Here is a 20,920-nt window from a genome sequence, read left to right on the forward strand (position 1 = left end):
AGGATGCAGCGGGCTGGCCCATGGCCGAATACTCACGGTTCGTGCTTCACCGTCCCCACCGTTGGCACGTGCAAGAGGCCGGCAGTGGCGAGACTCTGCTGTTGATCCATGGCGCCGGGGGGGCAACGCAGAGTTTCCGTGGTCTTTTCCCATTGCTCGCGGAAACCCATCACGTCGTCGCGGTAGACCTTCCGGGCCAGGGCTTTACACAACTCGGCGCGCGGCAACGGTGCGGACTTGACGCAATGGCCGAGGATTTGCTGAGCCTTGCGCGCAGCCAAGGTTGGAAACCTGCGGCGCTTGTCGGCCATTCCGCTGGCGCGGCGATTGCTTTGCGGATGGTGGAACTGGGCGCCGTACCGCGCGGGCAGGTCATTGGCATCAACGCCGCGCTGGGCACGTTCAAGGGCGTGGCCGGCTGGCTGTTTCCAACGCTGGCCAAGCTTCTGGCGATGAACCCGTTCACCGCCAACATCTTCGCCGCCACTGTCACGCCGGCCTCGGTAAAGCGGTTACTGGATGGCACCGGATCGAAGATCGGAGCGGAAGGCGCGGCGCTCTACCTGCGGCTGGCCCGCGACCGCGCGCATGTCGACGCGACTCTGGCGATGATGGCGCAATGGGATCTGTCCGGTCTGCTGGGACGGCTGAACCGAATCGATCTGCCCGTTACGCTGCTGGCTGCGTCTGGCGACACGGCGGTCCCGCCCGAGACCAGCGCCGAGGCCGCCGCGCGCCTGCCGCAGGCGCGGCTGATCAACCTGACCGGGCTGGGCCACCTCGCCCACGAGGAAGACCCCGGCCTGATCGCGGCGCAGATCCGCGACGCGCTTGTCGCAACCTGACAGGTCCAAAGCAAAAGGGCCGCGGAATACCGCGGCCCTTCGCCTTTAGCTGGTTCAGATCAGTTGGACGAGGCAGCGGCGTCAGCCGCCGGGGTCCGGTACTGATAGAGGAAGGCGTAAACGTCTTCGGCGTCGGTGGCGTTACGCAACTGGAACGCCATTTTGCCGCGAGCGCTGTTGTCGCCAAGCGCCTTGCGCAGGAAGGGTGTGGGCCCCTGCACGTATTCGACGAAGTTGTCATGCCCCCAGACCACGCCGGTCTTGCCGTAGGCGACCATCGAGTCACCGTAATTGAAGTTCGGGTATGTGCCCGGCTGACGGCCCATCGCGTGCCACAGGTCGGGCCCGATATGGGCCGCGCGCCCGGCAAGCACCTTGCCGCTGTCGTCCTGAATGACGTGGCAGGTCGCGCACTGGCGATTGAAGATCTGTTCTCCCTTGGCGGCATCGCCCGTCGGCGTGTCGTCAGCGAAGGCCGGTGCGGCAATAAGCGCAACAATCGCGGCCAGCGTGAATTTCGACATAGACATCTCCCTTTTCCTTGAGACGGCCCTGCGAGCGCGTCTTTGGTCTATACTAGACTGCAACTTGAACGCGTCCACCCCCGCAAAGGTGTTTCAGGCAATCACGATCACGCGACAGCATGATGGATAGCGCATTGCTTCCACAGGACTGACAGCGCGTTGACCAGGTGGTCGACATCCTCATCGGTATGAAGCGGCGACGGGGTGAAGCGCAGCCTTTCGGTGCCCTTCGGAACGGTCGGATAGTTGATCGGCTGAACGTAGATGTCCCACTCGCGCATCAGGTAGTCGGCCAGCATCCGCGTCTTGACCGGATCCTTGATGAGGACCGGGACGATATGGCTTTCATTCTTCATGTAGGGGATGCCAGCGCGGTCCAGCGCAGCGCGCAGGCGCGCGACCTGCCGGCGCTGACCCAGCCGCTCGACATTGCTGACTTTCAGGTGCGCGATCGAGGTCCGCGCGGCAGCGGCGACGGCGGGCGGAAGAGCGGTGGTGAAGATGAAGCCGCTGGCAAAGCTGCGGATGAAATCGCACAGCGCGGCCGAGCCGGTAATGTAACCGCCAACAACGCCGAATGCCTTGCCCAGCGTGCCTTCGATCAGGGTGATGCGATCGGCCACGCCCTCACGCTCGGACACGCCGCCGCCGCGGGGGCCATACATGCCCACCGCATGCACCTCGTCGAGATAGGTCATCGCGCCATACCGCTCTGCCACCTCGACGATCTCCTTGATCGGCGCGATATCGCCATCCATCGAATAGACCGATTCAAAGGCGACGATCTTCGGCACGTTCCCGGGAATGCTGCGCAGTTTCTTTTCGAGGTCCTGCACGTCGTTGTGATTCCAGATCACCTTGGTCGCGCGGGAATGGCGGATACCCTCGATCATGCTGGCGTGGTTGCCGGCATCCGACAAGATCACGCAATTCTCCAGCCGCGAGCCCAGCGTGCTGAGCGCGGCCCAGTTAGAGACATAACCAGAGGTGAAGAGCAGCGCCGATTCCTTGCCGTGCAGGTCGGCCAGTTCACGTTCCAGCAGCAAATGATCGTGGTTGGTGCCCGAGATGTTGCGCGTGCCACCCGCACCAGTGCCGGTGCGCTGCACCGCCTCGCACATCGCGGCGATCACCTCGGGGTTCTGCCCCATGCCGAGATAGTCGTTCGAGCACCAGACGGTGATGTCACGCACCCCCTCGTCGCCATGGCGTGCGGCCCTTGGAAACTTGCCGGCCTTCCGCTCCAACTCGGCGAAATAACGGTAATTGCCCTCTTTCTTGAGGGCGTCGAGCTGGGCCGTGAAAAGCGCGTCAAAGTCCATGGGTCTGTCTCTCTGCTTGGGTCATTGTTTTGGGCGCGGGCAGCATCCAGCGCCAGAGTTTCGCATCCGGCAGCGGCACCACCATCAGCCAGTGTTCGACAAGTGCGAGCCCCGCCAGCGCGATCAGCAAGGCATATGCAACGGTCGCCTCGTCGGTCTGGGCCTCGATCACGCGCGCGATCAGTGCGGCGAAGGCGGTGGTCAGCGCGGTAATCGCCATCGGGAAGGCAAAGGTCACCGGGCCGCGGCGGAAGTAGGATTTCAGGTGCTGCAACCTGGCCGGCACGAATTCGGTATTGATGCGCGGCACGCCGAAGAACAGGTTCAGCTTGGCGAAGATGCGCGCGAAATAGAGGATCAGGTAGGCCATCAGCGCCACCTTGTTCTCGGCCCCGGTGCTGGCCAGGACCAGGCCAAGCAAGCCCACCGTCAGCAGCAGTTCATGATGCGCGACGGTGCTCCAGCCGCGCTGGAACCGCGCCAGTCCGTTCAGCCCCGGCGGACAGTCGTCGCGCAGCGGGCCAGTCACGATGCCAGCGAGAAAGGCCATCTCGATCCAGCCCCAGATCGCCAACGCCCCGGTGAACCCCAGATAGGCGCCAAGAAACGTCGGCATCCACAGCGACACACCCGTCGCCAGGACGCCCAGCGCCAGCATCGGCAGCGCCAGCAGGACCGCCCGGCGATGGGCCGCGCCATCGCCCCGGTCGGCCCACCGCACCACGAGCATGATCGTGCCGGTGGAGAACCACCAGACGAAGAGCGCGTAGAGAATGGCCAGCCAGGGCGATGTCATGATGCGCGCGTGCTCCTAGTAAGCGGGGACCAGCCGGGTGGTTTCCGGCACGGCGTTAGGGATCGACGGGATCGTCATCAGCGACACGAACGCAGCCGCGGCCTTGGCCGAGGCCACCTGCCGCCGCAGCCAGCCGCCCACGCCGCCCGCCTTGCGCGCCGCCGAGATCTCGGCATTGGCGGCCTGCATCCGGTCAAGGTTCGGCTGCCAGCGCGGGTGGTTGATGTCCAGCGTCAGCGGGAAGACCTGCCGCGAGATCTCGGAGGTCTTGCGGAACACTTCCTGCCCGTACCACGTGGGATCGACACCCAGCGCGGCATGGAAGGCCGGGCGCTGATGGTCGCGCACGGACATGGTGGAGTAGACCGCCGTGAGGAAGAACTTGATCCAGTACTTGTTGATCCCCGAGGTCAGTTTCGGATCGGTTTTCAGCAGCAGGGCAAAAGCCTCGCCATGGCTGAACTCGTCGTTGCACCACTCGCGGAACCACTTGAAGATGGGGTGGAACCGCTGTTCGGGATGCGCCTCCAGGTGGCGGAAGATGGTGATGTACCGGGCATACCCGATCTTCTCGGACAGGTAGGTGGCGTAGTAAATGAACTTGGGCCGGAAGTAGGTGTACTTCTTGGCCTGCGTCAGGAAGCCCAGGTTCACTGCAATGCCGGCCTCGCGCAGCGCGTCGTTGATGAAGCCCGCGTGCCGCGCTTCGTCCCGCGCCATCAGCTGGAACAGCGTGGTGATGTCGGCATTCTTACCCCGGCGCTTCATCTCCTTGTAAAGGACGCAGCCCGAGAATTCGGCCGTGCAGGACGAGATCAGGAAGTCGATGAACTCGGCCTTCAGCTTGGGCTCCATCCCGTCCCAGTCAATCTCGTCCCAATCGGCGTTCTTCTTGAAATGGCCCTTGTTGGGGTCAGATTTCATCCGACCGATCAACTCGTCCCAGTCCTTGCGAACGCCCGAGACGTCGATCGCGTCCATCTCGTCGAAATCGGTGGTGTAGAAGCGGGGCGTCAGCAGCGTGTTCTGCATCGCCACTTCGGTGGCCATCGAGGAATCGATCACTTCCTGCCGGGCCAGCGCCTCTTCGGCGGTGGTGGCGTCGGCGGAATGGGGCATCGCGTGAGTGTTCATGACATCACCTCTTCCGAGAACGAGAATTCGCACAGTTCCATGAATTCGAAATCGCCCGTGGCGCGGGTCCACAGCTGTTCCAGCCGCGAGGCGCGGGTGATGATCGCGGTGCGCCGTTCTTCGACGACCTCACCATAAGGCGCCATGATCTCGGGCCCCTGAACCAGAACGGTATCGCCCGGATGGACAACTGCGCCGTTGTCGAATTTCACATGCGCCGACAGTTCGTCAAAGCAGTGGCTGACCCTGACGGTGCAGGGCGCGATTTCCTTTTCGCGAAAGATCAGTCCCATATCGAGTTCCCTTTCGATGAGAGGGCGCGGGTGGCTAACCCGGCCCGGATGAAATTACCGAAGCAGCCGGCCGAACGCCGCCTGATTGTCAGCGCCATACGCCACCAGTTCCACGACCATGCCGGTCGCGTCATCGGTGATGGCATAGGTGCCGTTGTCATGCCGGATCAGGTGCAGCGGCGGATTACCCACGACGCCGCGCTGCATCCGCTCGCGATCGACGACGCGGCCGATCACGCCGATGAACCCGGCCTTGTCGTCACTGGTCGAGCCAAGCACCCGGCCCGACGTATCCAGCACCTGGTACTGGCCCGAGCGGGTATCCCCGGTCATCACGAAATCCAGTTTGGCGGCGACGCTGGTATCGGTGATCTGGCCAACATCAGGCAGGCGGGCCCATTGGGCGAATGCCACCAGCGCGACCGAGACGATCATCAGGGCGAACATCGCCTGCACGAGGATCTTGGGCACCATCTCCTTGTCGTGGTGGCGCATGGGTGTCTGCATATGGGACATGATCGTTACTCCGCTGCGACGGCGGTGCCGTCGGTATTGGCCGCACGGGTAACCTGCGGCTGGGAAATCCGGGTTTCGGCGGCCTCGGCGAAGATCCGCGCCACCTTCTCGGCGTCGGGAATACAGCGCAGCGCAGGCTGGGTCCGGGCCATCCGCCACGGCCGCACATGCGGCCACGTCATCAGGTAGGACAGGCGCGTCTGGCCAATCAGCTCGAACGCGATCGTGCCCGACCCGCCTTGCCGCAGGTCAAGTTGCGCATTGCCGATCCAGGTGTAGGGCAGGTTCAGCGTCATCGTCAGCGCGGCGCCGATGCGCATCGCGACCCGCTTGTTCGTCAGCGTGTAGACCGTCGCCTTCGCCTGAACCCAGGCGATGATGTAGATGATCGCGCAGGTCAGCACGCCCAGCACAACAAACGGAACCGCGTGGACCAACGCCTCGGAAAGAGGGAAATCCAATGCGGACATCACCACGCGCCAAAGCGTCAGCAGGGCGAAGTAGCCCGCAACCCAGCGCAGTCCCAGCGCCTCTCGCGCCAGCCGTCCCGGCAGGGGGCTGCCCTGCCACAGGATGTGTTCACCTTCGGGCAGTGTCTCGGGCAGGCCGCGGACCGGCTCGAACTTGAAATCGTCGTGGCTCATCTCTTGGTTCCCCTATGTCAGTGGTGCCGCCCCGGTGGCTGGCCGGGGCGGCCCGTTGGTTACAGGACCGGGCCCATGCGTGACGGCGTGGCGTACAGCGTGCCACCCGCATACCAGGCGCAGATCTTGTCCTCTTCCAGCACGGTGACCTCGTCGGCCTTTGCGGTTTGCGGCACGCCATCCCAGTTGTGCGCGTAAAGCGAGCGCACGGTGACGCGGTCGGACTTGACCTTCGCCATCGTCATCGGGATCAGCCGGGTCTTGCCGCTGCCTTCAGGGTTCAGGTCGACCGTCAGGTAGCGGATCATCGCTTCGGGCACGTCGACCCAGATATCGCTGATCCGGCCCACAACCTCGCCGTCACCGCCAACGACAGGCAGGCCACGCGGGTCGCGTCCGGCCGAGACGTGGAACTCGGGCAGCGACGACATCGGCCGGATCTTGGGATGACCATGGCCGTCAAGCTCGGGCACATCGCGCCGATTGGCCCATGCGGCCGGGCCGACACCATCGACCATCGGGTCGCCTGTCGGCTCGTACGGATTGCCGCCCGCGGCCGAGGTCCGCGCCAACGCCAGATCGGTCCGGTCGGCGCGCTGGCCCGAAGGCACCGTCACCTCGCCGCGGCCATGCGGCAGCTTGAACGTCTTGTCCTTGGGCACCGGAAACGGGCCCTGGTTTGCGGCGATGTTGCCGTCGTCATCGCGCAGGGGGTAACCCTCGCGCATGTTCTCGGTCTGCAGGTAGTAGATCAGCCCGGCGAAGAAGAGCCAGAACAGCCAGATCGCGACAAGCGCGAGGTCGACGTTTCCGAAGAAGGTGGTCCCGACCATGATGTAATCCTCCGTTGGTCAGCTCAGGTGGGGAAGTCGGCCAAGCCAAGCCTCGCCGCCCCCCCCTCTGTCAGCGCCCGAGTCCGAACCAGCGGTCCAAGAGCGATGAGGGTGATGAAAAGAAGGCCGATCTCGATGTGATAGACGACCGAGTAGCCGGTGGATGGCATGGCGAGTGCCTGTCCCAGTGCGCCATTCATGGCGGCATGATTGACGAGGTCCCTGACGGTCCCTCCGATGAAGATCGAGAATCCGGCGCCGGTGGCCTGCGCGGCCCCCCATGCACCCAGAGCCAGACCGCGCCCTGCCGTGCCTTGTGTCGGCATGGTCATTGCGGCGGTCAGGGTCGAGACGCTGAAAAGTCCCCCACCAAGGCCGATCAATCCGGCCCCGGCGAAAAAGACGGCATCGGAGCCCAAGGGCGCCGACATGATCACACAGGCAAAGGCCGCCAGCCCGATCAGGATGCCGCGGGCCCCCATGCGGTAGGGGTCGATCCCGCGGGCAAGCCAGCGCGCGGCGAGGCCAAAGCCGATCAGGCCACCGGCCGAGAACATCGCCGTCAGCAGCGTGGTGGCCGAAACCGACAGGCCCAGCACTTCGCCGCCATAGGGTTCCAGCAGCACGTCCTGCATGTTGAAGGCGAGCGCGCCGAAAAAGACCACGGCCAGCAGTCGCCCCGCGGCACCGCCCGCAGCCAGGTCGCGCCATGCGTCGCTGAAGCTGGGGCGCGGCGCCTCGCGTTCGGCCTTGGTCATCGGCTGCAGCTTTTCCTGCTTCCACAGCGCAACGAGGTTCAGCACGATCGTCACCACGGCCGAGCCCTGCACCACCTGCACCAGCCGCAGCGGGCTGAAATCGCGCAGCAGCGTGCCGATCACGATCGACGACAGCGCCATGCCGATCAGGTACATCACGTAAAGCAGCGCCACGACACGCGGCCGTGTTTCCTCTGTCGCGCGGTCAGCGGCCAGCGCAAGGCCCGCCGTCTGCGTCATGTGCATCCCGATCCCGGTCAGCAGGAAGGCCAGCCCGGCGCCAACGTAACCCGCCCAGTCCGGCCCAATGGCATGATCGCCTGACAGGACAAGCAGGCCCATCGGCATGATCGCCAGCCCACCGAACTGGTAGAGCGAGCCGAACCAGAGGAACGGCACCCGTTTCCAGCCCAGCGCCGAACGGTGGTTGTCCGACCGGAACCCCAACAGCGCGCGGAACGGCGCCGAGAGCACCGGAATGGCGATCATCAGCGCCACGATCATCGCGGGCACGTGCAGCTCGACAATCATTACCCGGTTCAGCGTGCCCAGCAGCATCACCGAGGCCATGCCGACCGACACCTGGAACAATGACATCCGCAACAACTGGTTCATTGGCAGCTGATCACTGACCGCGTCCGCGAAGGGCAGAACCCGCGTTGTCAGAGACTTCAGTTGGTCGGCCTTGAAGATCATGGCGTATGTCCTTCGAACACCAGTGCAGTCGAGATGTAGAAACCGGAGGACACGCGCTCGACCTCGCGCAGGCGTCCGGGCACGTCCACCCGGCGCATCGCCTCGGCGATGCCAGCGGGGGCATGAGGGATCATCGTCGGGCTGCGGTCCGACCGGGGGAACAGCCGCCCCAGCCGCCACATCGCCATCAAGGCGGGCGTGCGCGGCGGAAGGGTGAAGACGAAACGGCCCGACAGGCGCGGCGCGGCTTCGGCCAGAAGTGCTGCGATATCGTCGGCCCCGTAATAGATCATCGAATCCATCGCCACGATGTGGTCGAAGGCGCCGTGGGCCGGGTCCAGCATGTCACCGGCGCGCCAGGTTATCCGGCCCGTCAGCCGTTCTGGCATCCGCTGCTCGGCAATCGTGATCAGCGCTGGCGAGATGTCCACCGCCACCACGTCCGCGCCGCGCGCGGCCAGTTCCACCGCCATCGCGCCCGTGCCACAGCCCGCGTCCAGCACCCGCGCCCCGCGCAGATCGCCCGGCAACTGGTCGAGCATCAGCGCGCGCATCCGGTCGCGACCCGCGCGCACGGTGGCGCGGATGCCAGACACCGGCGCGTCCGAGGTCAGCCGCTCCCACACCTTGGTGGCGGAACGGTCGAAGTAGTGTTCGACCCGGTCACGCGTGGCGGCGTAGGTGGCCATCTCAGTCGAACCCCAGCAATTCGAAGATCTCGCGGTCGGGCAGTGGCGCGGGCGATGTGCCCTCGGTGCCGTTCCACAGCGTCTCGGCGAGGCGCACGTATTCCTTGCGCACCTGAACCACGTCCTCGGCATCATCCATCTCGAAGATCGTCTTCTTCTTCAGGCGGCTGCGCCGGATCGCGTCGAGGTCGGGCATATGCGCCAGCCGGTTGAAGCCCACGGTGCGGCAGTAACGGTCCACCTCGTCGGTCTCGCGCGAGCGGTTGGCGACGCACCCCGCCAGCCGCACCTTGTAGTTGGCCGACTTCGCCTGCACCGCCGCGATGATCCGGTTCATCGCGTAAATGCTGTCGAAATCGTTGGCGGTGACGATCAGCGCGCGGTCGGCATGCTGCAGTGGCGCGGCAAAGCCGCCGCAGACCACGTCGCCCAGCACGTCGAAGATCACCACGTCGGTGTCTTCCAGAAGATGATGCTGTTTCAACAGCTTCACCGTCTGCCCCACCACGTAGCCGCCACAGCCGGTGCCGGCGGGCGGGCCGCCAGCCTCCACGCATTTCACGCCGTTGTAGCCGTCAAACACGAAATCTTCGGCCCGCAACTCCTCGGCGTGGAAATCCACCTCCTTGAGAATGTCGATCACCGTGGGCACCAGACGCCCGGTCAGGGTGAAGGTGCTGTCATGCTTGGGGTCGCAGCCGATCTGCAGCACCCGCTTGCCCATGATCGAAAAGGCCGCCGACAGGTTGGAACTGGTCGTCGATTTGCCAATTCCCCCCTTGCCATAAACCGAGAACACCTTCGCGCCCTCGATCCGTGCTTCGGGATCCTGCTGGACCTGAACCGAGCCTTCGCCGTCCAGACCACGCAGGTTGGGAATCTCATCTCTCGGGCTCATACGAGCCTCCTTCCTGCCGGGGTGTTCACCCCAGGCTTCATCTTGCCAAAAATACTCCGGGGGGAGCGCGCCAGCGCGGGGGGCTGGCCCCCCTCCGTCCCCGCCCGAAGGGCGCGATATGCGTGGCCTTGGGTCATTCCGCCGCCACTCCTTCCATCCGATCTTCAAGCGCATCGGCCGCCGCCTGCAATGCCGCCAGCGTTGCAGCGTCGGGCGCCCAGTAGGCGCGGTCCGAGGCCTCTAGCAGCCGGTTGGCCATCCGCATCGAAGCTTGCGGGTTCAGCGCCGCCAGCCGCTCGCGCATCGCGTCGTCCAGAACGAACGTTTCGCTCAGGCGCTGATAGACCCAAGGTTCGACCTGCCCGGTGGTGGCCGACCATCCCATCGTGTTGGTGATATGCGCCTCGATCTGGCGCACGCCCTCGTGGCCGTGCTTCAGCAGGCCTTCGTAGAATTTCGGGTTCAGGCTGCGCGACCGGGTCTCCAGAGCAACCTGCGCCTGAAGGGTGCGCACCTTGGCGGTTCCGCGGGTCTGGTCGCCGATATAAACCGGTGTTTCAGTGCCGCCCTTAGCGCGCTTCACCGCCCGCGCGATGCCACCCAGCGTATCAAAGTAATGATCGACCGTGGTAACCCCCAGCTCGACCGATTCGAGGTTCTGGTAGGCAAGGTCCACGTCCTTCAGCGCCTTTTGCAGCAGCGCGGGATTCTGCGCCGCCTTGCCGTTGACGCCGTAGGCAAAGCTCTTGCGCGTCTGGTAGGCATCGGCGAGTTCGTCTTCGTCGCCGAAGGCAGAACTGTCGACCAGCTGGTTGACGTTCGAGCCATAGGCACCCTCGGCATTGGAGAAGACGCGCAGCGCGGCGGTCTCGATGTCACAATCCATCTCGGCGGCGTATGCGGTGGCATGGGCGCGTATGAAGTTGCGGTCTGCCGGTTCGTCGGCCAGCGCGCATTTCAGCGCCGCTTCGGCCAGCATCCGTGTCTGCAGCGGCAGCAGATCGCGGAAGATGCCCGACAAGGTCATCACCACGTCGATGCGCGGACGGCCCAGCGTCTCCAGCGGGATCAGGTCGGCGCCCGAAAGGCGGCCATAGCTGTCGAACCGCGGCACCGCGCCCATCAGCGCCAGTGCCTGCCCGATCGGCACACCGTCGGACTTGATGTTATCCGATCCCCAAAGCACCAGCGCCACCGTCCGCGGCAGCGAGGCGTGGGTCTTCAACAGCAGATCCGCCTGCCGCACACCATCGGCCAGCGCAAAGGCCGTGGGCATCCGGAACGGGTCGAAGGCATGAATATTGCGCCCGGTGGGCAGGATCGCCGGCGACCGGACCAGATCACCACCCGGCACCGGCGGCACGTAGCGTGCGGACAGCGCCCGCATCAGTCCCGGCAATTCATGCTCCTCGGCCAGCAGCTTTGCCGCACGCGCCTTCTCGTCGGCATCTCCCAGCATCAGCGCCACCATGTCGGCGCGTTGCGCGGCACTCATCGGCTGGCCGACGACGTGCAGACCTTCGGTGATCAGCGCGCCCTCGGTTTCCAGCAGCACCGCCCAGAGACGCGAGATATCCCGCGCGTTCAGGTCCACGGCATTGGCCTGATCGCGGATCAGCTGCTCCAACTCGGCGCGGGCCGGATCGTTCGGGGCCATTTCGCGCCAGCGCTTCATGCTGTCCTTGAGATCGGCCAGCCCCTTGTAAAGCCCCGCCTGCGCCAGCGGCGGCGTCAGGTGGGTGACGATCACCGCATTGCTGCGCCGCTTAGCCAGCGTCGCCTCGGAGGGATTGTTGGCGGCATAAAGATAGACGTTTGGCATCTCGCCGATCAGCCGGTCGGGCCAGTCGGATGCACCGGGGCCGGCCTGTTTGCCCGGCATGAATTCCAGCGCGCCATGCATCCCGAAATGCAGCAGAACATCGGCGCCGAAGGTGTTGCGCAGCCAGAGGTAGAACTGCGCAAAGGCATGGGTCGGCGCGAAACCATGCTCGAACAGCAGGCGCATCGGGTCGCCCTCGTAGCCGAAGGCAGGCTGCACGCCGACGAAGACATTGCCGAACTGATGGCCAAGGATGAACACCCCGCGCCCGTCCGATTGCACCCGGCCCGGCGCCGGACCCCAGACCGCTTCGATCCCGTTCAGCCACGGTGTGTCACGCACCATCGTTTCGGCACCGACATGGGCGGCGACATTGGCCTGCTGGCCATAGGTCTTGGCATTGCCCTGCAGGATGGCGGCGCGCAGCGCGTCGACCGAGGGCGGCACTTCCACCGTGTAGCCCTCGTCGTGCATCCGCTTCAGCGTGTTGAACAGGCTTTCGAAAACGCCCAGATAGGCGGCCGTGCCCACCGCGCCCGCGTTAGGCGGAAAGCCGAAGAGAACCACGCCCACCTTCTTGTCGGCGTTGCGCATCCGGTGCAGGCGCGCCAGACGCAGTGTCTTTTCGGCAAGCCGCGCGATGCGTTCCGGGCAGGGTGCCATCACCCGCGCCTCGACCCCGGCGGTGCAGCCTTGCGGGCAGCCGTGGCAGCCGCCGGCACCATGCCGCCCGGCAAAGACGGTGGGATTGGTCGCGCCGTCGATTTCGGGCAGGGCGACAAGCATCGTCGTCTCGATCGGGCCAAGGCCCTGCGCGCTGGCGGCCCACTGGCCCAGCGTCTGGAACTCCAGCGGTTGCGCGGCAATATAGGGCACGTCGAGCGCGCGCAGCATCTCTACCGCGGCGTCGCTGTCGTTATAGGCTGGCCCGCCGATCAGCGAGAAACCGGTGAGCGAAACCATCGCGTCGATCTTGCCCTGGAAATAGGTGTCGATCGCGGGGCGTCCGTCCAGACCCCCGGCAAAGGCCGGGATCACCGCCATGCCCTTCGCCTCGAAGGCGCGGATGACGGCATCGTAGTGCGCGCGATCGGCGGCAAGGATGTAAGAGCGCAGCATCAGCAGGCCGACCGTCGCCACCGCGCCTTCCGGCCGGGGCAGGAGCCCGGCATCGGTGACGATGCCGGTATCGGGCAAGTCGGGGTGGTAAAGGCCCACGTCGGGATATTCGATCGGCGCCTTCGACCGCGCGCCCTGCCAGTCGGGCCGGGTGGCATAGCGGCCGACAAGGTAGCGGATCATCTGCTCGACGTTGTCGTCAGACCCGCCCAACCAGTATTGCATCGACAGGAACCATGCGCGCAGGTCCTGCGCCTTGCCGGGGATCAGTTTCAGGATCTTGGGCAGGCGGCGCAGCGTCTTCATCTGCTTCTCGCCCGACCCTGCACCGGGCTTGCCGCTGCCGCGCAGCTTTTTCAGCAGGGCCATCGCGCCGCTTGCGGGCTTGGCCATGTCCAGATCGCCCATTTTCGTCAGGCGAATAACCTCGCCATCGGCGATCATGCCCAGCATCGCGTCGCAGCCTTCGCGCCGGGCCTTCATCGCGGGCAGGATCGCGTTCAGATGCTCTTCGAGGAACAGCAGGTTCGCGATGACGATGTCAGCCTCGCCCACGGCGTGGATCGCGTCAGCCAGCGCCTCGGGTTGTTCGCCCCATTCGGCGGCGGCGTGCACCTGCACTTCCAACCCCGGAAAATCGGGCGCAAGGCGCTGACCCACACGCGCAGCGGGGCCTGCCGCGTGGCTGTCGAGCGTGACGATCACGACCCGGTAGGGCTTATGCATCACCTCATCGCGCATAATGGGCCTTCGCCTCGTAAAGCGTGTCGATGCTGATCTCTTGCAGGCCTTTGCCCTGGGCAAAGACCTCGGTGTTGCGGCGGGCCTTGCCGCGCACGAAGAACGGGATCTTGCGCAGCTCTTTCTCGGCATCGGCAAGCCAGATCACCACGCTGCCACCCGACGACGTGGGCGCCTGTTCCTCGGGCTGGGGCGCAGGGCGCACTGCGGCAGCGCCATGATGCGAAGCACCAGCTGCGTCGTGAAACTCGAAATCCTCGCGGAACATCGTCAGCAGATGCTCTTCCAAGCCCATCACCAGCGGATGCACCAGCGTGTCGAAGATGACGTTGGCACCCTCGTAGCCCACCTGCGGCGAATAGCGCGCGGGGTAGTCCTGCACGTGGACCGGGGCCGAGATGACGGCGCAAGGGATACCCAGCCGCTTGCCGATATGGCGTTCCATCTGGGTGCCAAGGATCATCTCGGGCGCAAGCCGCTCGATCTCGGCCTCGACGGCGAGGTAATCGTCGGTGATCAGCGCCTCGAGGCCGTATTGCTTGGCCAGCGCGCGCACGGGCCGCGCCATCTCGCGGTTGTAGCAGCCCATCCCCACCACCTCGAACCCCATCTCGTCGCGGGCGATGCGGGCATGGGCGGCGACATGGGTGCCGTCGCCGAAGATGAATACGCGCTTGCCGGTGAGATACGTGGAATCGACCGAGCGCGACCACCACGGCAGGCGCAGGCGGCTTTCGTCGATCTTCATCGGCAGGCCGGTGATGTCGCCCACTTCGGCGATGAAATCGCGCGTGGCACCGACGCCGATCGGCACAACCTTCGTAAAGGGCTGGCCGTAGGTCTTTTCCAGCCAGCGCGCCGCCGTTTCGCCTGTTTCGGGCGAGAGCAGCACGTTGAAATGGGCGGCAGGCAGCCGGACAATGTCGGCGGGGCTGGCACCCAGCGGGGCCACGACGTTCACGCCGATGCCAAGGTCCGACAGCAGCCCGGTCAGTTCCTCCACATCGTCGCGGTGGCGAAAGCCCAGCGCGGTGGGCCCAAGGATGTTGCAGGTCGGGCGGGCGGTGCGCGGCGTCTCTTTCGCCAGCGCCTTGACGATCTGGTAGAACGTCTCGTCCGCGCCGAAGTTTTCCTTGCGCTGGTAGCTGGGCAGTTCCAGCGGGATCACCGGAATGTCGAGGCCCAGCGCCTCGGACAACCCGCCCGGATCGTCCTGGATCAGTTCGGCGGTGCAGGAGGCACCGACGATGATCGCCTGCGGCTGGAACCGGGCGACCGCGCTGGCGCAGGCATCCTTGAACAGCGTGGCGGTATCCGAACCAAGGTCGCGCGCCTGAAAGGTGGTGTAGGTGACCGGCGGGCGATGGTTGCGCCGCTCGATCATCGTGAACAGCAGGTCGGCATAGGTGTCGCCCTGCGGCGCGTGCAGCACGTAATGCAACCCGCGCATCGCGGTGGCAACGCGCATGGCGCCGACATGCGGCGGGCCTTCATATGTCCAGACGGTCAGCTTCATTCCGCCGCCTCCAGATGCAGGAGGGACTTGCGCCGCAGCGGGCGCGAGAAAAGACCGGCCAGGTCGCCGGCCTGTTCGTAGAAATGGACCGGGGTAAAAACCAGCTCGATGGCCCACTTGGTGCTGAGCCCCTCCGCCTCGAGCGGGTTGGCAAGGCCAAGGCCGCAGACCGTCAGGTCGGGCCGGGCGGCACGGGCGCGGTCAAGCTGACGCTCGACATCCTGCCCTTCGCTGATCTGCGGGCCGGCCGGCAGCAGGTCCAGATCGGGACCGTGCAGCGCGTCGTGAATATAGGGGCTGCCCACTTCGATCGCGGTCATGCCGCATTCACGGGTCAGGAAGCGGGCCAGCGGGATTTCCAGCTGGCTGTCGGGAAAGAAGAACACCGATTTGCCCGATAGCGCGGTCGAGGCCTGTTCCACGGCCTTGCGCGCGCGGGCACGCGGGGCGTCGGTAACGGCGGCGAACGTGGCGGCATCCACGCCAAACTCGGCGGCGATGGCGGAAAGCCACGCTGTCGTGCCTTCTTCACCAAAGGGAAATGGTGCGGGAATGTGGCGCGCGCCGCGCCGTTCCAGCGCGGCATGCGTATCACCAAGGAAGGGCTGGGTCAGGGCAAAGACGGTGTTCGGGCCAACGCCCGTGGTCGCGTCGATCCGGCGCGCCGGGAGGAGGCGAACCGGACCGACCCCAAGTGCCGCCAAAAGCGACAGCATCTGGTCTTCGACCACGTCGGGCAGGGCCCCCACGACAAGAAGCTCGCGCGCTTGCGTCTCTGCCAGAACCGGCACCATCGCGGCAAGGCAGGCATCCTCGCCTTGGGTAAAGGTCGTCTCGATGCCCGAGCCGGAGTAGTTCAGCACCCGCACATGCGGGGCGTGGCGGACCGACAGCCGCTCGGCCGCGCGGTGCAAGTCCAGCTTGATCACCTCTGACGGGCAGGACCCGACGAGGAACAGCTGCCGGATGTCGGGCCGGCGGGCCAGCAGGCGATCAACCTCGCGGTCAAGCTCTGTATGGGCGTCGGCCATGCCGGCCAGATCCGTCTCTTCGAGAATGGCGGTGCCAAAGCGCGGCTCGGCAAAGATCATCACGCCGGCGGCCGATTGCAGCAGGTGCGCGCAGGTGCGGCTGCCGACGACAAGAAAGAAGGCGTCCTGCATCTTGCGGTGCAGCCAGATGATGCCGGTCAGGCCGCAGAACACCTCGCGCTGGCCGCGCTCTTTCAGAACCGGGGCCGTGCGGCAGCCCCCGCCGGCGGGAAGCACAGGCGCGTTCATGGCGTCACCGCCGCATCTAGCCGCGCCGCGCGCAGCTTCAGCAGGAACTGGGTGGCGTTGATGACGTAGGCCGCATAGGCGGCGAGCGCGAGCAGCATCAGCGGCAGCGGCGCCAGCGCGTGTGACCACAGCGCCCAGACATAGGCGGTGTGCAGCGCGATCACCGCGAAGCTGAACACGTCCTCCCAGAAGAAGGCGGGCGCGAAGAGGTACTGGCCAAAGACCACCTTCTCCCAGATCGCGCCGGTCACCATGATCAGGTAAAGCACGCCCGTCTTGACCACGACCGAGGCGGCCGCGCTGCCATAGCCCGACCCGGTGGCGAGAAACCGCAGCACAAGTGCCAGCGATACGAGGAATACCAGGAACTGAAGCGGCGCGAGAATGCCCTGCACCAGCGTCCAGCGGGTGGTGTCGCGGCGGGCCCGTTCGGCCACTGTGTAGAGCGATTTCGGCCTTTGCCGGGAGGCCTCGCGCCATGCGCCACTTTCGGACATCGAAGAGATTCCCTGACAGGACATACCCGAGATTAGGAGCCTTCAGACCCAAGTGTCAACTTTAACTTACACTCTGTCGTGCCATTCAAGATCAGCGGGCTTAGGGCCAAAATCAGCAATAAACCCTCATAAAAGCCGCTATTTTGCACATCTAAGAGTGGTGATCCATCACAACTGTCAATTTGCTTTGACATTAGTTTGGTCAACCCCGACAATGAAATGCAGCCCATGGCACCGGAAGACGCCCCGGTGGCTTGATGGCTGCGGGTTTCGCCTGTATGGCCGGCCCGGTACCAGGAGATGTCGGCGATGACGAACGGCTCCAATCGCGGGTTCGGAACCCAACCTGTCGAGGATGCGGTCGTTGCGGCGCCCGGTCACGACGACGCGATGCCGCCCGACCTGCTCGACCTGCTGGAAAAAACCATCCTCGCGCGCGGCGCGGCTGATTTCTCGGCCTTCCTTGCCGCTTGTGCGGCGCAGGGCATCGACAACAACCGGATCGTTGATCATTTCATTCCGGCCGCGGCCCGCACCGCGGGCGTGCAATGGTGCGAAGACGGGCTTAGCTTCGTCGACGTGACCGTTGCGGTCGCACGGCTGCAAGGCCTGCTGCACCGGTTGTCACCGGGTGATGACAGCCCGTTCGACATTTGCGCATCGGCGGTCCTGCTGGTGGCGCCTGAAGGCACCGATCACACACTGGGTGCAGAGGTGCTTGCCGAACAGTTGCGCAGGCACGGCATCTACGTCCGGCGCGTGCTGCAGGCCACGCCGGATATCGTGGTGCACGAACTGAGGCGCGACCCCCTTGATGCGGTCTTCGTGTCGGCGGGACAGGGCGCACCGCTTGAAAAGATTCGCAGGCTGGTGCAGGCGGCCCGGACCGTCGGACCGAATGGCCCTTGCGTGGTGATTGGTGGCGGCGTTTTGGAAGACAACCCCGACATCACCGAGTTGACCGGGGCCGACATCGCCACAAGCGACATGGCCGCAGCACTTAAGGCTTGCGGCATAGCCATACCGGCAAAAGACAGGCCGCGGGCGGCTGCCCGGGCTTGAACAGGAACAACTACGCCATGAAAGGCGCTAACGGGGTGACATCCCGCGGGACGAAATACTGGAACAGCGGCGCGATTCCCCTGATCGCGCCAGAGATCCTTGGCAACATCATCGCCGAGGTGGCCGATCTTGCTATTGTTATCTCGGAAGAGGGCACGGTCCTGTCGGTTCTCGTGAACCCGATGCACGACGCCTTCCGCAGGCTTGAGCACTGGGAGGGGAAAGACATCCGGTCGGCCCTCACTGTCGAAAGCGTGCCCAAGTTCGAATCGCGCCTGCGCGACTTTCTCGCCGGCCGCGAGGGGCTGCGGCCCGTCGAGATAAACCATGCAGACAGCATCGGTCGGTGGGAATTCCCGATTCGCTACTCGTTCCACCGGATCGGGCCGGACGGCGCGATCCTGATGCTGGGCCGTGACTTGCGCCCGATTGCCGAAATGCAGCAGCAACTGGTCCGAGCGCAGCTGGCGCTTGAACAAGACCACGAATCGCAGCGCGAGAACGATACCCGGTTCCGTGTGCTGATGGACGGCACGCGCGACGCAATCGTGTTCCTGACCGCGCGCACCGGGCTGATTACCGATGTCAACAATGCCGCCACGGATCTGTTCGGCCGCAGCCGCGACGAGTTGATCGGCGCGCCGCTGATCGGCGAATTCGACGGCCGAACGCGCGGCGATCTGGTCGATCGCTTGTCGGCCCATGCAATTTCAGACCGATCGCAGCCGATGCGTCTGCACCTGCGGCGGGCCGGTCAGGTGGTGCAGGTCTCGCCCATGCTGTTCCGGGCCGGCGGCGAACGCGTCTTGATGTGCAAGATCGATGGCGGCGTCGACAAGACGCACGCCGATGATCTGGGCCGTAATCTGCAAAGCCTGTTCCATCGCGGGCCCGACGCCATCGTCTTCACCGATTCCGCGGGCACGATCATGTCGGCCAACGAAGGCTTTCTTGATCTGATCGACGCAGCGCATGACCTCAACGTGCGGGGGCGAAGCCTTGCCGAATACCTCGCGCGCGGGTCGGTCGATTTGCGGGTGATGACGGATAATGCCGCGCGGTCAGGACGGATGCGGATGTATCCCACCAAGCTGGCCGGCGAGTACGGCAACGCGCGCCAGGTCGAGATTGCAGTGACCTGTATCGAGGCCGGCGACGCCAACATCTTTGCCATGGTCATGCGGGACGTCAGCCGGTTGGACCCCAGCCGACCTGTCAGCACCGCAGCTAACAACGACGACAATGCGCGTTCGGTCATGGAACTGGTCGGCACTGCGACGCTCAAGGAAATCGTCGCAGAATCGACCAGCGTGGTCGAGCGGATGTGCATCGAGACGGCGGTGGAGCTGACGATGAACAATCGCGTCGCTGCGGCAGAAATGCTGGGCCTGTCGCGGCAATCGCTTTACGTCAAGCTGCGCAAGTACGACCTGCTGAGCAAGAGCCCCGGCAACGTTGAAGACGACGTCGAGAGCGACGACGAGAACTAGCCAGCGCCCTACGTCGCCGGCGGGCGCCAGTCCCCGAAACCGAACGCCACGTAGTCCCGCAAATAGGCGTCCCGCCCCGCGGCCTCGACCTCGGCATCGTAGATCGCGGCCAGCCATGGCGCATGCGGGTCTGTCTCTTCAGGCACAGGTGCTGGCGAATCGCCGATCTGGGCGGCAAGCTGCGCCAGATCGTCCTGCAATCGTTCCTCGCGCAGGATCATGTCGGGCATGATCACTTCGGCCATGCCATGGATCACGGCAAACTGCGTGGCCCATGACGGATCGGTCCTCAGCGCGGTCTGCGCCGACAGATTGGCCCGGACGAATGCCAGAAAACCCATGAAAGCGGCGCGGTGGGCGGCGGCGTCATAGCCTTCGGTCGGGCCGTCTTTGGGCAGCGGCACCTTGAAAGTGGTGCGCAGCGTCTGGCGGATCGCACCGAACGTGCCGGGGCCGGTCGGCAGGATCAATTCGCAGAACGCCGCATGGGCGCGCGCCAGCGGATGGCGCAGCACGGTAAAACTGCGATGGCCCGGCCGGTCGCGTAGCCAAAGGCGCAAGGTTTTCTGGGTCAGGCCGGTTTGCAGGTCCGCCTCGGGCCGGTCGTCAAGCGCGGCAAGCCAGCGGCGCACCGCCGCTTCGGGGCCGCAGCGCACCGGCAGGTAGATCAGCGGGCTGACCGCGGCGGCGACATGGCCCGGAACCATGGGGCCGCGGCGCGGCTCGAAATTGGGTGTGCGCGTCAGGTTAAACCGATCGAGCCGGGCCAGCGCCGCCTCCATGGCGGGGTAGTTTGCCACCTTCTCTGCCATCGGCTCGGGGTTCTGTTTCTTGAGCTTGGTGTCCAATCCCTCGGCTTGCGCGGTGCAGCCCAGCCACCGGGCAAGGCCATTCATCACTCCCAAGTCCTGCAGATCCTCGTAATCAAGGTAGAAGGCCGTCTGCGCACTTCGCTGGAGCGTATTGAGAATATGCACCTGCGCAGCCTGCACTGCTGTCAGATGCGCCGTGAACTCTGCCGCGTCAAAATGCGCCGCCTGTTGACGGGCGTGACGGACGTTGGTCAGTTTCCACTGGCCGGTTGCCGCGGCAATCTTGCGGCTGACAAAGCTTTCCAGCGGGTTGCGCGTCAGCACGATCTTGGCACAGCGCGGATTGGCAAGGCAGGCCTCGATCACGCGCGGGTCATGATCAGAAAACAGCCGAAACCCGCCCAATCCCTCGGGCCAATCACGGATCCGGTCAAGCAGCACCTGCGGATTGGCATCGCGCGCGGCTTGCGTGATGCCCAGAATATCGGTGCTGTTGGGATAGCCAATGAAGTGCGGGTTGAACGCCTCGCCAAAGCTGTGGAGCCCCGGAAAGGCGTTGATATTGGCCTCGAGGAAGTTCGAGCCGGTCCGCATCTCGGCCAGAATTACGAAACTGTCGAAATCGGGCATGGA

At 65.0% G+C, this 20,920-nt stretch carries 19 protein-coding genes; 3 read left to right on the forward strand and 16 right to left on the reverse strand.

The window, feature by feature from the left end; translation table 11 throughout:
* Window positions 1-20 precede the first annotated feature (20 nt).
* Window positions 21-845 carry an alpha/beta fold hydrolase BchO gene (gene bchO, locus GC146_RS07980; RefSeq protein ID WP_363241481.1) on the forward strand — a complete coding sequence of 275 codons (825 nt, stop codon included), beginning with the start codon at window positions 21-23 and terminating at the stop codon, window positions 843-845.
* Window positions 846-904: 59 nt separating this feature from the next.
* On the opposite strand, the gene GC146_RS07985 is transcribed toward bchO, so the two are convergent.
* The 15 genes from GC146_RS07985 to bchF all read right to left on the reverse strand — a co-directional run bounded on the left by GC146_RS07985 (window position 905) and on the right by bchF (window position 16,923).
* Entirely contained in the window at window positions 905-1,375 is a 471-nt protein-coding gene (locus GC146_RS07985) for a c-type cytochrome (protein ID WP_363241270.1), read from the reverse strand.
* 101 nt (window positions 1,376-1,476) lie between these two features.
* Window positions 1,477-2,691 carry a 5-aminolevulinate synthase gene (gene hemA, locus GC146_RS07990; protein ID WP_291836856.1) on the reverse strand — a complete coding sequence of 405 codons (1,215 nt, stop codon included), beginning with the start codon at window positions 2,689-2,691 and terminating at the stop codon, window positions 1,477-1,479.
* A complete protein-coding gene (gene puhE / locus GC146_RS07995; RefSeq protein WP_291836859.1) occupies window positions 2,681-3,487 on the reverse strand; it encodes a putative photosynthetic complex assembly protein PuhE in 807 nt (268 codons plus the stop codon). Before puhE ends, hemA begins: the two co-directional genes overlap by 11 nt.
* Window positions 3,488-3,502: 15 nt before the next feature.
* Complete coding sequence (gene acsF / locus GC146_RS08000) at window positions 3,503-4,621, reverse strand: magnesium-protoporphyrin IX monomethyl ester (oxidative) cyclase (protein WP_291836861.1); 1,119 nt, start codon at window positions 4,619-4,621, stop codon at window positions 3,503-3,505.
* A complete protein-coding gene (locus GC146_RS08005) occupies window positions 4,618-4,914 on the reverse strand; it encodes a hypothetical protein (protein WP_291836863.1) in 297 nt (98 codons plus the stop codon). Before GC146_RS08005 ends, acsF begins: the two co-directional genes overlap by 4 nt.
* Before the next feature lie 54 nt (window positions 4,915-4,968).
* Window positions 4,969-5,430 carry a photosynthetic complex assembly protein PuhC gene (gene puhC / locus GC146_RS08010; RefSeq protein WP_291836865.1) on the reverse strand — a complete coding sequence of 154 codons (462 nt, stop codon included), beginning with the start codon at window positions 5,428-5,430 and terminating at the stop codon, window positions 4,969-4,971.
* Window positions 5,431-5,435: 5 nt separating this feature from the next.
* Window positions 5,436-6,074 (reverse strand): photosynthetic complex putative assembly protein PuhB, encoded by a 639-nt coding sequence (gene puhB, locus GC146_RS08015; protein ID WP_291836867.1) that lies wholly within the window; start codon window positions 6,072-6,074, stop codon window positions 5,436-5,438.
* 59 nt (window positions 6,075-6,133) lie between these two features.
* Window positions 6,134-6,907: a photosynthetic reaction center subunit H gene (gene puhA / locus GC146_RS08020; protein WP_291836869.1), complete on the reverse strand. Its 774-nt coding sequence runs from the start codon at window positions 6,905-6,907 to the stop codon at window positions 6,134-6,136.
* A 23-nt stretch (window positions 6,908-6,930) separates the two neighbouring features.
* Complete coding sequence (locus GC146_RS08025; RefSeq protein ID WP_291836870.1) at window positions 6,931-8,361, reverse strand: PucC family protein; 1,431 nt, start codon at window positions 8,359-8,361, stop codon at window positions 6,931-6,933.
* Complete coding sequence (gene bchM / locus GC146_RS08030; protein ID WP_291836872.1) at window positions 8,358-9,050, reverse strand: magnesium protoporphyrin IX methyltransferase; 693 nt, start codon at window positions 9,048-9,050, stop codon at window positions 8,358-8,360. Before bchM ends, GC146_RS08025 begins: the two co-directional genes overlap by 4 nt.
* 1 nt (window position 9,051) lies before the next feature.
* Window positions 9,052-9,948 carry a ferredoxin:protochlorophyllide reductase (ATP-dependent) iron-sulfur ATP-binding protein gene (gene bchL, locus GC146_RS08035; protein ID WP_291836874.1) on the reverse strand — a complete coding sequence of 299 codons (897 nt, stop codon included), beginning with the start codon at window positions 9,946-9,948 and terminating at the stop codon, window positions 9,052-9,054.
* Window positions 9,949-10,081: 133 nt separating this feature from the next.
* Window positions 10,082-13,630, reverse strand: coding sequence for a magnesium chelatase subunit H (locus tag GC146_RS08040; protein ID WP_291836877.1), 3,549 nt, complete (start codon window positions 13,628-13,630; stop codon window positions 10,082-10,084).
* A complete protein-coding gene (bchB, locus tag GC146_RS08045) occupies window positions 13,620-15,146 on the reverse strand; it encodes a ferredoxin:protochlorophyllide reductase (ATP-dependent) subunit B (RefSeq protein WP_291836879.1) in 1,527 nt (508 codons plus the stop codon). Before bchB ends, GC146_RS08040 begins: the two co-directional genes overlap by 11 nt.
* The gene (locus tag GC146_RS08050; RefSeq protein WP_291836881.1) at window positions 15,143-16,426 is read right to left on the reverse strand and encodes a ferredoxin:protochlorophyllide reductase (ATP-dependent) subunit N; all 1,284 of its coding nucleotides are present in this window, start codon (window positions 16,424-16,426) and stop codon (window positions 15,143-15,145) included. Before GC146_RS08050 ends, bchB begins: the two co-directional genes overlap by 4 nt.
* Window positions 16,423-16,923 carry a 2-vinyl bacteriochlorophyllide hydratase gene (gene bchF, locus GC146_RS08055; protein WP_291836884.1) on the reverse strand — a complete coding sequence of 167 codons (501 nt, stop codon included), beginning with the start codon at window positions 16,921-16,923 and terminating at the stop codon, window positions 16,423-16,425. The genes GC146_RS08050 and bchF overlap by 4 nt, the downstream gene beginning before the upstream one ends.
* A 309-nt stretch (window positions 16,924-17,232) precedes the next feature.
* On the opposite strand from bchF, the gene GC146_RS08060 reads away from it, so the two are divergent.
* Both GC146_RS08060 and ppsR read left to right on the forward strand, forming a co-directional pair.
* Entirely contained in the window at window positions 17,233-17,985 is a 753-nt protein-coding gene (locus GC146_RS08060; RefSeq protein ID WP_291836886.1) for a cobalamin-dependent protein, read from the forward strand.
* Window positions 17,986-18,020: 35 nt separating this feature from the next.
* On the forward strand, window positions 18,021-19,475 hold the full coding sequence (gene ppsR, locus GC146_RS08065) for a transcriptional regulator PpsR (RefSeq protein WP_291836888.1): 1,455 nt from the start codon (window positions 18,021-18,023) through the stop codon (window positions 19,473-19,475).
* Between the two features lie 8 nt (window positions 19,476-19,483).
* On the opposite strand, the gene GC146_RS08070 is transcribed toward ppsR, so the two are convergent.
* Window positions 19,484-20,917: a nodulation protein NodH gene (locus GC146_RS08070; protein WP_291836890.1), complete on the reverse strand. Its 1,434-nt coding sequence runs from the start codon at window positions 20,915-20,917 to the stop codon at window positions 19,484-19,486.
* Between the last annotated feature and the right edge of the window lie 3 nt (window positions 20,918-20,920).

The organism is Limimaricola sp. (assembly GCF_016125575.1).
Lineage (GTDB): Bacteria > Pseudomonadota > Alphaproteobacteria > Rhodobacterales > Rhodobacteraceae > WGLM01.